Raw genomic sequence first — 15704 nt, 5'->3', positions numbered from 1 at the left:
ACCGCCGAGCGACCCGGCGGCGATCAGCGCCGGGCGAGAGCGACCGCCGCCGTGTAGCCGTCGGGGACCTCCACGTCGTCGATGCGCCACCCGGGCGGCTCTCGCCGGGGATGCACTCCGGCCCCGACGTAGTCGGCGGACAGGTCCCTGGCGAGGCCTGTGCCGAGTCCTTTGAGGTAGGCCTCCTTGCGGGTCCAGAGACGGCCGAACGCGGCGCGCCGCTCACCGGGCGGAAGGACCGAGAGCTCGGCGGCCTCGGCGGGGTGCAGCCTGGGCACGATCCCGTCGGCCACGCGGAGCTCGGGGAGCCGCTCGACGTCCACGCCGACCGGCACCCCGGCGACGGCGAGCAGCACCAGCCCGTCGCTGTGGGAGAGGGAGAAGTGGAGCGCCGCGTCCGCCACGACGGGCCGGCCGTGCGGGCCGCCGCACAACGGGCAGGGCGCCCGCGTCAGTTCGATCTCCCCCGGGGGCCTGCCGAGACAGGCGCCGAGGAGGCGGCGCAGCGCCACGTGCGCGACGACGTAGCACTCGCGGTTCCCTTCGTGGCGGAACTCGGCCGTCCGCCTCCGCTCCTCCGCGTCCAGCACGAGGGGAGCCGCGTCCAGGGCCGCGCGACGATGCGCGGCGGCGCGCACGAGCCAGAGACGGGGCTCGTCGTCCGGCGCGGGAAGCGGCCCGGGCCCCTCGGGAGCGAGCTCACGCGGCACCAGGCTGTGGGACACCGTGCTGTATGACATCGTGCTGTGGGACACCTGGGTCATCGGCCGGCCCCGGCGGGCACGGACGCCCGCGTCGGGAGATCGGCGGACATCGACGTCTCGAAGGGCTTGAAGAGCACGGACTTCGGGGCGAACCGCATGAAGGCGTCGCGGATGAGGCGTGGCACGGGCCGCTCCTCCTGCTCGATCGCGCTCATCGCGTACGACCTCTCGACCAGCCACCTGATGTGGGCGCGGCGCCGGTCCTCGTAGGCGCGCAGGGCCCGGACCGGGTCGCCGGAGCCGGCACACGCCTGGGCGAGGACCACCGCGTCCTCCACGGCGGAGCTCCCGCCCTGCACCAGGCTGGTCATCATCGGGTGCGCCGCGTCGCCGAGCAGGGTGACCGGGCCCTCGCCCCAGCGCTCCAGGAACGGGCGGTCCTGGGCGGGGACGGGGATGACGGCCTCGGGCTCGGTGGCCTCGATGGCCGCCGTGACCTCCTCCGCCCACCCCTGGTAGGCCCGCAGGATGTCGGCCTTGGTGCCGTTCCACTCCCGGGCCGCCTCGGGCGTCATGTTCCGGGTGCCCCACCAGTAGGCGTTGCCGTGGCCGATGTCGTGGAGGCCGAAGCGCTGGCCTTTGCCCCAGTAGTGCCCGTTGAATCCCCTGGTCAGCCGTGGATGGGCGAACCGGGTGACGGCCAGCCAGCAGACGTAACCGGCCTCCCGGACCGGTTCCGGGCCCGTCAGCTGCCGCCTGATCGCCGAGTGGATCCCGTCGGCCCCGATCAGCAGGTCTCCGTGCGCCTCACGGCCGTCCGCGAAGCGGACGCGTACGCCGTCCGGGCCCGCGCTGAAGCCGGTCGCGACGGCGCCGAGGCTGATGGGACAGTCCCCGGCCGCTTCGAGCAGCGCCGCCTGCAACTCGCTCCGGGAGATGCAGACACTGGGCGCTCCCAGCTTCGCGCAGTTCTCCTTGTACGGCAGGACCCGGAGGGTGCGCCCGGCCGTGGTCATCATCTCGACGTGCTCGATCACCTGGCCGCGTTCCTCCAGGCCGAGGTCGATGCCGAGCGTGCCCAGGGCCCTGATCGCGTTGGACATGATGGAGAGCGCCGACCCGGCGGCGCGCAGCTCGCCCGCGCGTTCGTAGACCTCGACCTCCATCCCGATCCTGCGCAACGTGACGGCGGCGGCCAGACCACCGATTCCCGCCCCGACGACGACGGCCTTCGGCCGCGGAGAACCACCCATGATCATCGCTCCTGGTCAGGTCGGGTCAGCGCCGCGAGCGCGGCCGCGACGTGCTTGACGTACGGTTCCTCGACCACCTGGAGGTGATCACCGGGGACGGCGACCACCTCGACCCGTCCCGTGGTCAGCGCGCGCCACCCGTTCGTCGGGTCGTCGTACATGCTGTCGACGGCCGCGTGCAGCGGCTTGAGCACGTCGGGCAGGGGTTCGGCGGCGTGGAGCAGGGTCAGGTCCACGTCCAGGAGTCCCGGGCGATAGTCGAGCATCGCCTGGTAGTTCGCCTGGAAGACCTGGTAGAGGCGGCGGACGGCGGCCGCGGAGCTCCCGGGCGGCAGGATGCCGTTGCGCTCGGCGAGTTCCCCGACGCGCGCGAAGATCTCCTCCTGCGTGCCGCACCGCTCCGCGATGGCCTCGACCGGGGTGTCGCTTCCGCTGTCGAGCCAGAGCAGCTCCCAGAAGAAGAACGTCAGCAGGGTGCCGTCGCCGACGTCGCGGGGAGCGTCGGGACGCAGCGCGATCGTGTCGAGGAGCACCAGACGCTCGACGCGCTCGCCCGCCGCGCGCAGCTGCCTGGCCATCTCCACGGCGACGAACCCGCCGAACGACCAGCCGCCGATGACGTACGGCCCGCGGGGCTGCCGCCGCCTGATCGCCTCGACGTAGGTGCGGGCCAGGTCGGGGATCGTGGTCAGGGGCTCGGTGCCGGGCGTGCTTCCCGGCGCCTGCAGGGCGTGGAAGGGCTGGTCGTCCGGCAGATGCCCGGCGAGCGGCCGGTAACAGAGGACGTTGCCGCCGATGGGGTGCACGAAGTAGATCGGCGGGCGGCGCCCACCGGTGCGGAGCGGCACCAGCGGATCGAAGCCGCCGCGCTCCCCGGCGCGCAGCCGTTCGGCGAGCCCGGCGACCGTGGGGGCCGCGATGAGATCGGACATCGGCACGGCCGTGCCGTACCGCTGCTCGATGAGCACCATCAGCCGCATCGCGGTGAGCGACGTGGCCCCCGCGTCGAAGATGTCGTCGTGGACGCCCAGGTCCGGCGTGGCCAGCGTCTCGGCGACCAGGCCGGCGAGATCGCGTTCCAGGGCGTCGCGCGGCGGCGTGGCGGTGTCCGCGGGCGCGGGGCCGTCGAGCGGCATCCGGCGCAGCGCCGCGTCGTCCCGCTTGCCGCTGGCGGTCAGCGGCAGCGCGTCCAGCCAGGTGACGTGCGTGGGCACCATGTAGCCGGGCAGCACCGCGCGCAGCCGTCGCCTGACCTCACGGGGATCGCTCCGCTCGCCGTCGCCCACCAGGAAGGCGGCGAGGAAGGCGTCGGCGTCCCTCCTCCTGGCGACGACCGCCACCTCGCGCACGCCCGGCAGCGCCAGCCCGGCGAGGGCGTGCTCGACCTCGGCGGGTTCGACCCGGAAGCCCCGCACCTTCACCTGGTCGTCGGCGCGGCCCGTGCCGGCGATGTCGCCGGACGGGAGGAGGTGGCCGAGGTCGCCGGTCCGGTACAGGCGGGTGCCCGAAGCGTCCCGGACGAACCTTTCCGCGGTGAGCTCGGGGGAGCCGATGTAGCCGTCCGCGAGGACCACCCCGCCGAGGTAGATCTCCCCCTTCACGCCCACCGGGACGGGGCGCAGCCGGGCGTCGAGGACCCGCGCCGTCGCCCCGTCGATCGCGGTGCCGATCGGGGGCAGCGTGGGGAAGGACTCCGGGTCGCCCGACATGGTGAAGCTGGTGACGACGTGCGACTCGGTCGGCCCGTACTGGTTCTCCAGGACGACGCCGGGCAGCCGCGCGCAGAACCGGCGGATCTCCGGCGTGACCCGCAGCTGCTCGCCGGAGGAGACCACGACCTTCAGGGACCTCGGGACGAGCCCCAGGGCGTCGGAGGCGTGGGCCAGCTGCTGCAGGGCGACGTACGGCATGAAGATCCGTTCGATGCCCTCCCGGTCGAGCAGCCGGAGCAGGCCGGGCATGTCGTGGCGCCGGGCCTCCGAGACGAGGTGGAGGGTGCCGCCCGAGCAGAGCGTGGAGAAGATCTCCTGGAAGGAGACGTCGAAGCTCGTCGGCGCGTACTGCAACGTCCTGCCCCCGCAGGCGCCGCTGGCCCGGCGGTTCTGCCAGTCCACCAGGTTGTCCAGGGCGCGGTGGGGCATGGCGACGCCCTTGGGCCGGCCGGTGGAGCCGGAGGTGAACAGGACGTAGGCGGTGTCCGCGGGGCCGACGGCAGGCGGGACGCCGCGGCCGCCGTCGTCCGTGAGAAGGTCGTCCACGGTGATCACCCGTGTGCCGTCGGGCACCAGGTGCGCGTGGGCCTCGTGGGCGACGACCAGGAAGGGACTCGCCTGCCGCACCATCGCGGCCAGCCGCTCCGCCGGGTAGCCCGGGTCGAGCGGAACGCACGCGGCGCCCGACCGGGTGATCCCGAGGATCACCGCGATCATCTCCGCGGACCTGTCCATCGCGATGCCGATACGGGCGCCCGGCGGGAGCCCCAGGCTCAGCAGCCGCCGGGCCGCGACGTCCGCCGTCCGGTCGAGGTCCCGGTAGGACCAGCACCGCTCGCCGTCCCCCCGATCGCTGTGGACCACGGCCGGGGCGTCGGGGGTCCGGGCGGCCTGCGCGGCGAAGCGCGCCACCACCGTGGAACCCTCCTCGCGGCCCGCCGTACGGACGGGAGGGCACGGCGGGGCGAGGAAGGCGAGGTCCGCCTCCTCGCCGGGGTGGTCGAGGATGCGCCCGAGGATGCCGGCGTAGGCCCGGCCGAAGATCGGGGCCCATTCGGGGCCCACGCTCTCGCCGGCGCAGTCCAGCCGGAGCCACACGCGCCCGTCCAGGGGCTCCGTCACCGCGTTGACGAGGAGTTTGAAGTTGGTCTCCTCCCAGGTCCGCACCGCGAGCAGGTCGACGGCGGGATGCCCGAGCACCGGCGCCAGGACGTGGAAGTGGATGTAGTTGAAGGCGGTCTCCACGACGGCTCCGCCGCCGTTGTCCTCCTGGATCGCGCTGAGGGGATAGTGGCGGTGCCGATGGCCGTCCCGCTCCGCCCGGAACGCCTCGCGGACCGTGTCGAGCCAGGTGCGCGGGCCACAGCCGGAGTCGGAACCGGACTCGGGGCCGGACTCCGGGCCGGACTCGAGGCCGCAGTCGACGCGGAGGGGCAGCGTGTTGACGAAGAGGCCCGCCGTGCGGTCCCCGCCCGGCAACTCCGGGCGTCCGTTCGCGATCAGGCCGGTGGTGACGTCGCCGGCGCCGGAGAACAGCCGCAGCGTCAGGCAGTGCGCGGCGAACAGGACGGACTTCACCGGCACGGCATGCGCCCCGGCGAAGTCCGCGAGCCGCCGCCCGATGTCGTCCGGCAGGTCCACGCGGTGGACGAAGTGCTCCGCCGGGCCGCGGCCGCGGAGCGTGTCCAGGTCGACGGGCTCCGCGCCGTCCAGCGTCCGCCGCCAGTACGCCCGGTCCTCGGCCGAGGCGAGCGCGCGCAGCTCGTCGCGGACGTGGGTCGCGGGCGAGGGAAGGGGGCCGTCGGCCACCGGCCCCCAGCCGACGCCCCGCGCGTCGAGATAGTCCTGGAGGAGCTCGCCGAGCAGCCCCGCCATGCTGCCGCCGTCCAGGAGGGCGTGGTGGAAGCTGAGAACCAGCTCGACGGTGGTCTCGCGGACGTGGACCCGGAAGAGGTACAGCGGCGCCCGGGTGAGGTCGTACGGGTGGTAGCGCCGTTCCTCGACGTGCGCGCTCACCTCGGCCTCGGCGGCCTCGTCCGGGAGCCCCCGCAGGTCGGCGATCTCCAGGCCCCCGGTGACGACGGGGTGCACGATCTGGAGGGGCCGGTCACCACCCGCCAGGTCGAACGCCGAGCGGAGCACCGGGTGGCGGGCGACGAGCCGGTCGAACGCCCGCCGGAACGCGGCCTCGTCCCAGTCCAGACGGAAGGTGTAGCGGAACACGTCGTGGTAGACGGCCGAGCGCTCCTCGGTGGTGCTGTGGTAGATCAGGCCGAGCTGCAACCGGGTGAGGGGATAGGCGTCGACGACGTCGCCCCTCCGGTACGGCTCCCCGAGGAGGGCGAACGGCTCCGGCTCGGGGTCGGCGGGCTCGCTCGTGGTCGTGAGGGCGGCGAGCGCGGCGACGGTCGGGTTCCTGAGCAGGTCCGTGACCGAGAAACGGATGCCGAGTCGTTCGGCCGCGGCGCGGATCCGCAGGCTGATCAGGGAGTCGCCGCCCAGCGCGAAGTAGTCGTCGTCCACCCCCACGTCGTCCACGCCGAGGAACCGCGCCCAGATCGAGGCGAGGGCGGCCTCGACCGGGGTGCGCGGGGCGGTGCGCGCCGCCTGTCCGGGAGAGGGCGGAGCGGGCAGGGCGCGGCGGTCCGTCTTCCCGTTGGGCGTGAGCGGCACGCGGTCGATGCGGACCAGGTGGGCGGGGATCATGTAGTCCGGCAGAGCCCGCGCCAGATGGTCGCGAAGCACGGTGTGATCGATCTCGGCGTCGGCGGCGTAGTAGCCGACGAGGAACGTCCCGCGCGCCTCCGAGGTGTGGTCGACGACGACCGCGTCGCGGACCCCCGGCGCCGTCGACAGCCGGTCGCGCACCTCGCCCAGCTCCACGCGGTTCCCACGGATCTTCACCTGGTCGTCGATCCGGCCGAGGTATTCGAGCGACCCGTCGGCGAGCCTGCGCGCGAGGTCGCCGGTGCGGTACATCCGTCCCGGTCCGAAGGGGTCGTCGGCGAACCTCTCCGCGGTCAGCTCCGGGCGGTCGAGGTAGCCGCGCGCCACGCCCACCCCGCCGACGCACAGCTCGCCCGCCACCCCGTCCGGCTGCGGCTCGTCCCGCTCCCCCAGGACGTACAGCCGGGTGTTGTCGATCGGACGGCCGATGGGGACCCGGTCCACGGGTCGTCCCGGGTCCGCCGGGCAGTCGTGGAAGGAGACGTCGACGGTGGCCTCGGTGGGCCCGTAGAGGTTGACGAGCCTGGGCGCCCCGCCGGGCCGTACGGCGAAGACCCGGTTGAACTGCGTCACCCGCGAGGGCGGCAGGGCCTCGCCGCTGCAGAAGACGTACCGCAGCGACGCGGTCTCCTCCACGGCCCCCGGCGACTCCAGGAGATCGAGGAAGGGCCCGAGCATCGAGGGGACGAAGTGCAGCACCGTGACCTTCTGCCGCGCGATGGCGTGCAGGATGGCCCGCGGGTCCTTCTCGCCGCCCGGCGGGAGCAGCGCCACCGTCGCGCCCTCGATCGCCCACCAGAACAGCTCCCACACCGACACGTCGAACGAGATCGGCGTCTTCTGCAGGATGACGTCGCCCGCGCCGATGGGGTAGGCGCGCTGCATCCAGGCGAGCCGGTTCACCACCGAGTGATGCTCGACCATGACCCCCTTGGGCCTGCCGGTGGACCCCGAGGTGTAGATGACGTACGCGAGGTCGTGCCCGGCGACCGGCGGACCGGCAGGATCCTCCAGCACGTCCTCCGGCGCGTCCTCCGCGTCGTCCACGTGCAGCACGGGGGCGGGCAGGCCGGTCGTCCCGGGCGCGGCCAGGACGACGACGGCGCCGCAGTCGGCCAGCAGGAACTCGATGCGCTCGCGCGGATGGCCGGGATCGACGGGAACGTAGGCGCCGCCCGCCTTGAGCACGCCGAGGCTCGCCACGAGCATCGCCGGGCCGCGTTCGAGCAGGACGGCCACCCGGTCGCCGGGGCCCACCCCGGCGGCGCGCAGGCGCCGGGCCACCCGGCCGGCCCGGTCGTCCAGGTCGCGGTAGGTCAGCGGGGGCCCGCCCTCGGCGGTGAGGACGGCGATCCGGTCCGGAGTGCGGGCGACCCGCTCCTCGACGAGCGCGTGCAGCGGTCGATCACTCGCGTAGGGGACGTCGGGGCCGCTCGCCGCCAGCAGCCAGGAGTCCCGCTCGCCGGGTCCGAGCAGGGACAGCTCCGCCAGTGGGTCGTCGGGCCGGTCGGCCGCCTGGCGCAGCAACGCCTGAAGGTGGGCCGCCACCGCCGTGATCGGCAGGTCCTCGTCGAACACGTCCGTGGCGTGGTCGAGGGCGACCTGGACGTCGTCGGAGCCCCGGAAGTGGACGACGCTGACGGCGAGCGCGTCCTCGTCGTGTACGGGTACGAGACCTGTGGTCTCCCGGGACAGCCCGGCGACGCTCGTCCGCCTCGGCAGCGTCAGATAGGACAGGGTGACGTCGAAGAGCCGCCGGTGCTCCTGGCCGGTCTTCCGCAGGTCGCGCAGCACGTCGCCGAGCGCCGCCCGCTCGTGCCGCTGCAGGTCCCGGGCGGCGGCCTGGACGTCGGCGCAGAGTGCGCGCATCGTCTGCCCGGCGTGGACCGGCACGCGCAGCGGCAGAGTGTTGGCGAACTGTCCGACGGTCCGCATCTCGTCGCCGGTACGGCGGTTGAGCAGCGGAACACCCAGAACGACCTCGCCGGCGCGGTGAACCCGGCCGAGGTAGGCGGCGAAGACGCCCGCCAGGAACGGGAACATGGGCTGCCCGCGCCGCCGGAGCCGCTCGACGACGTCCTTTTCCACGGCGAAAACGAAACGCGCCCTGCCGCCGGTCGATTTCCTGGTGAAAAGCGCGGGAGAAACGTCCCGAAGGGCCTGGCGGAAGAATTCGAGGTCGTTCCGGTGCTCCGCCGAACCGGTATATCCGGCCGCCGTGCCGGCGAAATCGAGATAGGAGGGCGCGCTTATTCCGGCGGAGGCGCCGGTGGCGTAGTCGTCGAGGGCGCCGGTGACGAAGAGGTTCAGCCCGAAGCCGTCGGCGACGATGTGATGCGCCTTGACCACGACGTGCACCGCGTCGGCGGCCTCCCTGAGCACGGTGATCTCGGCGAGGGGTCCGCCGGTCAACGGGAGGGCCACGCCGAGCGAGCGCTCCGCCCAGTCGTCGCAGGCGGCGCGGGGGTCCGGCTCGGCGGAGAGGTCGACCACGCCGATCGGGGGGATGCCCTCCTCGGTCCACTGGTGGGCCGTTCCGTCCCGCTCGCCGACCCGAAGCCGGAAAGCCGCGTGGGCGGCCACGGCGCGCGCCAGGCAGGACCTCAGGAGCGCGAGGTCGACCGGGCCGGTCAGTCGTTCCTGGACGAGGCAGTTGAACTGCGGAGAGTCCGCGGCGGCCGCGGCGGCCGCCCAGACGTCCCGCTGATATGGCGTCAGAGGTAATCGCGCGGAGGGGATCACAGCACCTCCAGAAACGGTGTGGCGGTGTTGACCGTTACTCCCGTAAACGGAGCCTAGGAACGGCCCGGCGCGACGGACAACCCCCTTAGGGGCCGGGTAGGGGGTGGGCCCGAATTCAACAAGGGTTGTGACGCCCGAATTCACGATCCTAGGCTGCGGAAGAACCGCCGCGAGCAGGCGCCACCGAAACAGCTTCGGCCCGGAAAGGTCAGCGGAAGCTTCGGAACAGAAAAGGCAGCGCATGGACGCCGACACGGTCCACGACCTCACCTGCCCGATCGCCATCGTGGGAATGGCCGGCCGCTTCCCGGGTGCCCCCGACGCCGAGAGCCTGTGGCGGCTGCTGATGAACGGGGACAGCGCGATCGGACCCGTCCCCGCCGACCGCTGGGACGCCTCGCAGCCGCTCGATCCCGACAGGCGGATCCAGGCGGTGGGCGGCTTCATCGACGGGGTGGACCGCTTCGACGCGGCGTTCTTCGGCGTGTCGCCGCGCGAGGCCGCCGACATCGATCCCCAGCAGCGGCTCCTGCTGGAGACGGGCTGGCGGACCCTGGAGGACGCGGGCGTCCGCGCGAGCGACCTCGCGGGCAGCAGGACCGGGGTCTACGTCGGAGCCTCCTGGCACGACTACGAACTCCTCCGCGGCCGGCGGGGCGCCCATGCGACCCCGCACAGCCTGGTGGGCAACGCCCTGGACGTCATCGCCGCGCGCCTGTCGTACTTCCTCAGGCTCCGCGGCCCCAGCATGACCGTGGAGACCGGGTGTTCCTCCTCGCTGGTGGCGCTCCACCTCGCCGCGCAGGCCCTGCGTCAGGGCGAGATCGACGCCGCGATCGTCGGCGGGGTGAACCTCATGCTCGACCCGCATGTCACCGTCGGGCTCACCCATTTCGGCGCGCTCTCCCCACAGGGGCGCTGCGCGGCCTTCGCGGCCGGCGCGGACGGCTTCGTCCGCGGGGAGGGCGTCGCCGCGCTCTACGTGAAGACGCTCGACCGGGCGCTGGCGGACGGCGACCGCGTCCACGGCGTGGTCGTCCGCACCGTGGTCAACAACGACGGTGGCGGCGACAGCCTGGTCACCCCCAGTCCCGAAGGGCAGGAGGACCTGCTGCGGCAGGCCTACCGGCAGGGCGTCGTCCCCGCCTACATCGAGGCGCACGGCACCGGGACCGGGCGCGGCGACCCGATCGAGGCGACCGCCATCGGGCGGGTCCTCGGCGCCGGCCGCACCGGCGACCCGGTCCACATCGGCTCGGTGAAGACCAACATCGGCCACCTTGAGGCGTGCGCGGGCCTGGCGGGCCTGTTCAAGCTGCTGCTCGCGCTGCGGCACCGGGTCGTCCCGCCGAGCCTGCACGCCGGGACGCTCAACCCCGGCATCGACTTCGAGGGGCTGGGGGTGCGCGTCGCGCGTGAGCCGCTCGCACTCGCGCCGGACGGCCCGGTCCACCTGGGGGTCAGCTCGTTCGGCTGGGGCGGTACGAACGCCCATGTCGTCGTGTCCTCCCCGCCTCCCACGGGCACGCACCCCGAAGCCACCCCCGCGGGCGCGGTTCCGACCGGTCTGCCCGCCGTCGTCCCCCTCTCCGCCAAGGACAGCGGGTCCCTCGCCGAACTGGCCGGCCGGATGACGTCCTTCGTCCCCGAGGGGGTCACCGGGATCGAAGAGGTCACCGGGATCGCCGAACTCGCCGGCCGGCTCGCCCATCGCCGCGACCACTTCCCGGTCCGCGCCGCGTGCGTCGCCCCCGACGCCGGACGGCTCCGCGCCGCCCTGGAGACGCTCGCCGCCGACCCGGAGAGCGGGGTGACGGGAAGGGCCGTCGAAAGGGGCCGCGTCGCCTTCGTCTTCCCGGGACAGGGCTCGCAGTGGAGCGGCATGGGGCGGTCGCTGTACCGCGAGAGCCCGCTGTTCGCCGCAGTCGTCGACCGGTGCGCCGAGGCCCTCCGTCCCCACGTGTCCTGGGACCCGCGCGGCGTCTTCTCCGGCTCCGGCGGCGAGGAGTGGACGACCCGCATCGACATGCTGCAGCCCACGCTGTGGGCCATGTCGCTGGGGCTGGCCGAACTCTGGCGTGCCTGCGGGGTCGAACCCGACGTCGTCCTCGGTCACAGCCAGGGCGAGATCACCGCGGCGACCGTCGCGGGCATCCTCTCCTACGAGGACGCCGCCCTGGTCATGGCGCGGCGCAGCGCCATCGCCCGCCGGGCCTCGGGCCGGGGCCGGATGCTCGCCGTCGACCTGTCCCGGGAGGAGGCGGTGGAGGCGCTCGCGGGCTTCGAGGACAGCGTCTCCCTGGCCGTCCACAACGGGCCGCGCTCCTGTGTGCTCTCCGGCGAGCAGGAGGCCGTGCTCACGCTGAAGGAGATCCTGGAGGCCGAGGGCACGTACTGCAGGCTGGTCAACGTCGACTACGCCTCACACAGCCCCCAGATGGACCCCCTGCGGGAGGACCTGCTCACCGCGCTCGCCCCGGTGAGGCCGCGCGAGGGCCGCGTCGCGATGCTGTCGACGGTCCGGGGCCGGCGGGTCGAGGGCGCCGAACTGGACGCCGCCTACTGGACGGACAACCTGCGCGACCCGGTCCTGTTCGCCGACGCGATGAACGCGCTCCTGGAGGACGGCGTCACCCACGTCGTCGAGATCAGCCCGCACCCCGTGCTCGCCCCCGTGATCAACCCCGTGATCGTCCCCGAGACCGCCACCGGGACCGGGACCGGAGCAGGCGACCGGCCGATCGCCGTCCTGACCACGCTGCGCCGGGACGCGGGCGGCACCGAGGACTTCGCGGCAGCCCTGGCCAGGGCGTACGTGGCGGGGCTCGAACCATTCGCCGAGCTGCCGAGGAACGGCTTCCGCCCGCTGCCCGGCCACCCCCTGCGCGCGGACCGCCACTGGGTCGCGGGCGGGGCCGCGTCCGGGCCGGCCGCCCGCGGCCTCGACGTCCGCCTCGGCCCCGCCCCCGGTGAGCGCGGCGCCTGGCACGGCGCCCTGGAACTGTCGGCGCGGGCCGTCCCCTGGCTGGGCGATCACAAGGTGTACGGCACGGCCGTGCTGCCGGGGGCCGCGATTCTCGGCGCCGCCGTCGCCACCGCGCGGGCCCGCGCCGGCCGTCCGCCGCTGGCCGCCCGGAGCGCGCTGGCCCCCGAGAGCTCCCTGACCTTGGAGAACGTCGTCTTCCACAAGGAGGTGGCCCTCGACGACGAACGGCCCTCGCGCCTGACCGCCGAGTGGCGAGACCACCCGAGGGGCGGCGCCTTCCGTCTGCTGTCGCTGCCCGAGGGGGCGGACGAGTGGACCGTCAACGCCGTCGCCGAGGTCTCCGCTGACCCGGAGCCGCTCCCCGTGCCCGGGTTTCCCGAGTGGCACACGGGTGTGGAGCCCACCGACGTGAGCTCCTTCTACCAGGAGTGCGGGGACCGGGGTCTCGACTACGGCCCGGCCTTCCAGGGGGTGCGGACGCTGTACCTGGACCCGGCGGGCGGGCGCGCCCTCGGGCGGGTGGTCCTCGCCGAGCGCCTGAGCGGGAGCAGCCGCGCCGGTTCCCCCCTGCACCCCGCCCTCTGGGACGGCTGCCTGCAGATCGCCCTCACCCTGTACGGCGGAGCCGACGCGCTGGTGCCCACCGCGGTCCGGCGGGTCCGGGTCCTGGCCGATCCGGACCAGCCCGTCGCCGCCTGCTGGTCGCACGCCGTACGCGACGGCGACGGCCGGGTGGACGTGTTCGTGTTCGGCGAGCGGCACGAGCCGCTGCTGACCGTGGAGGGCCTCGAAATGCGGCCGCTGCCGGGCGCCGCGGCCGTGACCGCCGACACGGCCCGGCTGCACCACGTCGGCTGGACCGAGGTGCCTCCCCCCGCCGGGACGCCCGCCGAGCCGGGCCGCTGGGCCGTGTACGGCGGCGCGACGCCGGCCGACCGGCTCGTCTCAGCCCTCTCTGCAGCCCTCACGGCGGCCGGCGCGCGGGTGACGGACGAGGCGGCCGCGGCCGACGCCGTGCTGTTCGTCGCACCGGGGGCGGACGCCGGGCACGAGGCGCAGATCGAGGGCCTGAACCGGCTCACCGGCATCGTGAGGGAGTGCGTCACGGCGGGCGCGTCGCCGCGCCTGACCGTCGTCACCACCCTGGCCCAGGGCACCGGCACCACCGCACCCCCCGACCCCGGGGCCGCGCTCTACTGGGGCTACACCAGGGTGCTGCGGCGCGAACATCCGGAGCTCGAACCACGGTTGGTGGACGTCGACCCCGCCGACATCGACGCGGCCGGCATCGACCCCGCCGACGTCGACCCGGCCGACTTCGCAGGCTCCGACTGGACCGGCTCCGGCTGGGCCGCCCGGTGCGCGGCCGAACTGCTCGGCCCGGACGCCGAGGACCAGATCGTGCTGCGCGGCTCCACCCGGCTGGCGGCCAGGATCACCCGAGGCGAACCCGAGCCGGACCTCACACTTCCCGCCCCTCGCACCGGACCGCAGCCCTTCCGGGCCGAGGGGCGGGACCACGTCCCCCTGGAGCGACGTCCGCCGGAGGACGGCGAGATCGAGATCGAGGTCACCGCGGCGCCGTCCACCGGGAACGCCGTCGCGGGCAGGGTCGTCGCGACCGGGCCGGCCCGAGAGGCCCGGATGGACGGAGAGGACCGGGTGAACCGGAGGGCCCCGGTGAACCGGGGGGACCGGGTGGTGGCCCTCGCCGCCGGTCCCCCGGCCAGCCATGTCGTCGTCCGAGCGGAGCGCGCCCGGACGATCCCGGACACGCTCACCGACGCCGAGGCGGCCGGGATCGCGCTCCCGGCGGCCGTCGCCTGGCACGCCCTCACCGAGATCGGCCGCGTCCAGCCGGGCCAGACCGTGCTGGTCCTGTCCGGGGACGGTGCTCTCGGACAGGCTGCCGTACGGCTGGCACGGCGCCTGGGCGCGCGGGTCGTCACCGCGGCGCCCGGCCCGGCACCGCACGAGCATGACCGGATCGACCCGCATCCAACCGACTCGCATCCGGCCGACGCACCTCGGATCGACCCGCTCCCGACCGGCCCACAGCGGATCGACCTGCAGCGGATCGACCTGCGCGACCCGTCCTGGCCCGACGCGGTACGGCGGGTCACCGGCGGCAGGGGAGCCGACGTCGTCGTCGACTGTCTCGGCGGATCGACGCTGCCCGCCGGCCTCGGCGCGCTCGCCCGGGGCGGCCGGTTCATCGACGTCAGAGGCCCCGGGGGCGGGCCGTACCAGCGGGTGGACCTGGGCCTGTTCCGCGAGGGCGTGATCTACGCCGTCGTCGACCCCGCCGAGCTCGCCGGGCGCGCGCCGGAGACGCTCGCCCGGGTCTGGGACCTGGTCACGGCGGACGAACTCGGCCCCCTGCCGATCGGCACCCGCCCCTTCGCCCATCCGCCGGAGGACGGCGACGAGGCTGTGCTCACCGCCCCGGAGACGGTCGGCCGGGTGGCCTGTGTGCCGCTGCCCGGCGGGCGTTTCCGCGCGGACGGCACCTACCTCGTCACCGGCGGCATGGGGGCGCTCGGCCTCTCGCTCGCGGAGTTCCTCGCCGAGAACGGCGCAGGCTGCCTGGTCCTGCTGGGGCGCTCGGAGCCCGGCCCCGGCCCGGCCCGGCGCGTCGCCGCGCTCCGGGACGGCGGGACGCGGGTGCGCACGGTCGTGTGCGACGTCGCGGACCAGGCGGGGCTGTGCGCGGCGCTGGACGACGTACGGCGGGACCTGCCGCCGCTGCGCGGGGTGTTCCACGCGGCCGGAGTGCTCGCCGACACCACGGTCACCCGCATGACGCCCCGGCACCTCGCCGACACGACGCGCCCCAAGGTGGACGGCGCCCGCAACCTCGACGCGGCCACCACGGACGACCCGCTGGACCTCTTCGTCCTCTTCTCGTCCGCGGCGGCGCTCGTCGGCACCGCGGGACAGGCGGCCTACGCGGCGGCGAACTCCTTCCTGGACGCGCTCGCCGAGTCCCGGAGGCGGCGCGGCCTGCCGGGGCTCAGCGTGCAGTGGGGTCCCTTCACCGAGGTGGGCCTGGCCGCCGGGGACGCCAGGCGCGGCGCCAGGCTCGCCGACCTGGGCATGGGAGGCTTCCCGACGTCCGAGGCCTGGCCGGCGCTGGTCCGCATGCTGGACACCGGCGTGGCCGTGCAGGGCTACGTGGAGCTCGAACCACGCCGGTGGTTCGACGCGTACCCGGCGACGGCGGCGCTGGGAAGCTGGCGCCACCTGCGGGAGGCGGCCCGGGACCCGGGCGCCGGGCAGGGCGGCGAGTTCCGCGCCCGCCTCTCGGAGCTGCCCGAGCAGGCCCGGCTGGCCCTGGTGGAGACCAAGATCCGGGAGCTCGCCGGGCGCGTCCTGCGCCTGGCGCCCGAGCACATCGAGAGCGAGGTCCCCTTCAAGGGGCTCGGGCTCGACTCGCTGATGAGCCTGGAGCTGCGCAACCGCCTGGAATCGGCGTTCGGTCTCAGGCTCTCGCCCACGCTGCTGTGGGCGCACACCAATTCCAAGGCGCTGTCGCGGGCCCTCTGCCACCAGCTGTCCCCGGCCGCGAACAGCGCCTGAC

General features: G+C 74.4%; 4 protein-coding genes. 1 reads left to right on the top strand and 3 read right to left on the bottom strand.

What is annotated here, in order from left to right:
- Positions 1-23: 23 nt before the first annotated feature.
- From HHX37_RS01550 to HHX37_RS01540, 3 genes are read right to left on the bottom strand one after another with little or no spacing between them, the layout of a single operon-like run.
- Positions 24-740, bottom strand: coding sequence for a 4'-phosphopantetheinyl transferase family protein (locus HHX37_RS01550; RefSeq protein ID WP_182884269.1), 717 nt, complete (start codon positions 738-740; stop codon positions 24-26).
- 20 nt (positions 741-760) lie between these two features.
- A complete protein-coding gene (locus tag HHX37_RS01545; protein ID WP_182884268.1) occupies positions 761-1957 on the bottom strand; it encodes an FAD-dependent monooxygenase in 1197 nt (398 codons plus the stop codon).
- Positions 1958-1959: 2 nt separating this feature from the next.
- Positions 1960-9138, bottom strand: coding sequence for an amino acid adenylation domain-containing protein (locus HHX37_RS01540; protein ID WP_220502530.1), 7179 nt, complete (start codon positions 9136-9138; stop codon positions 1960-1962).
- Positions 9139-9379: 241 nt separating this feature from the next.
- Between HHX37_RS01540 and HHX37_RS01535 the strand changes: the two genes are divergently transcribed.
- Positions 9380-15703 (top strand): type I polyketide synthase, encoded by a 6324-nt coding sequence (locus HHX37_RS01535; RefSeq protein ID WP_182884267.1) that lies wholly within the window; start codon positions 9380-9382, stop codon positions 15701-15703.
- Position 15704 lies beyond the last annotated feature (1 nt).

Origin of the sequence: Microbispora sp. H10885 (genome assembly GCF_014161415.1) — a bacterium.
In the GTDB taxonomy this organism is placed as follows: domain Bacteria; phylum Actinomycetota; class Actinomycetes; order Streptosporangiales; family Streptosporangiaceae; genus Microbispora; species Microbispora triticiradicis.
Note: the sequence above shows the minus strand (reverse complement) of the source record. Positions and strands in the feature narration are given on the sequence as shown.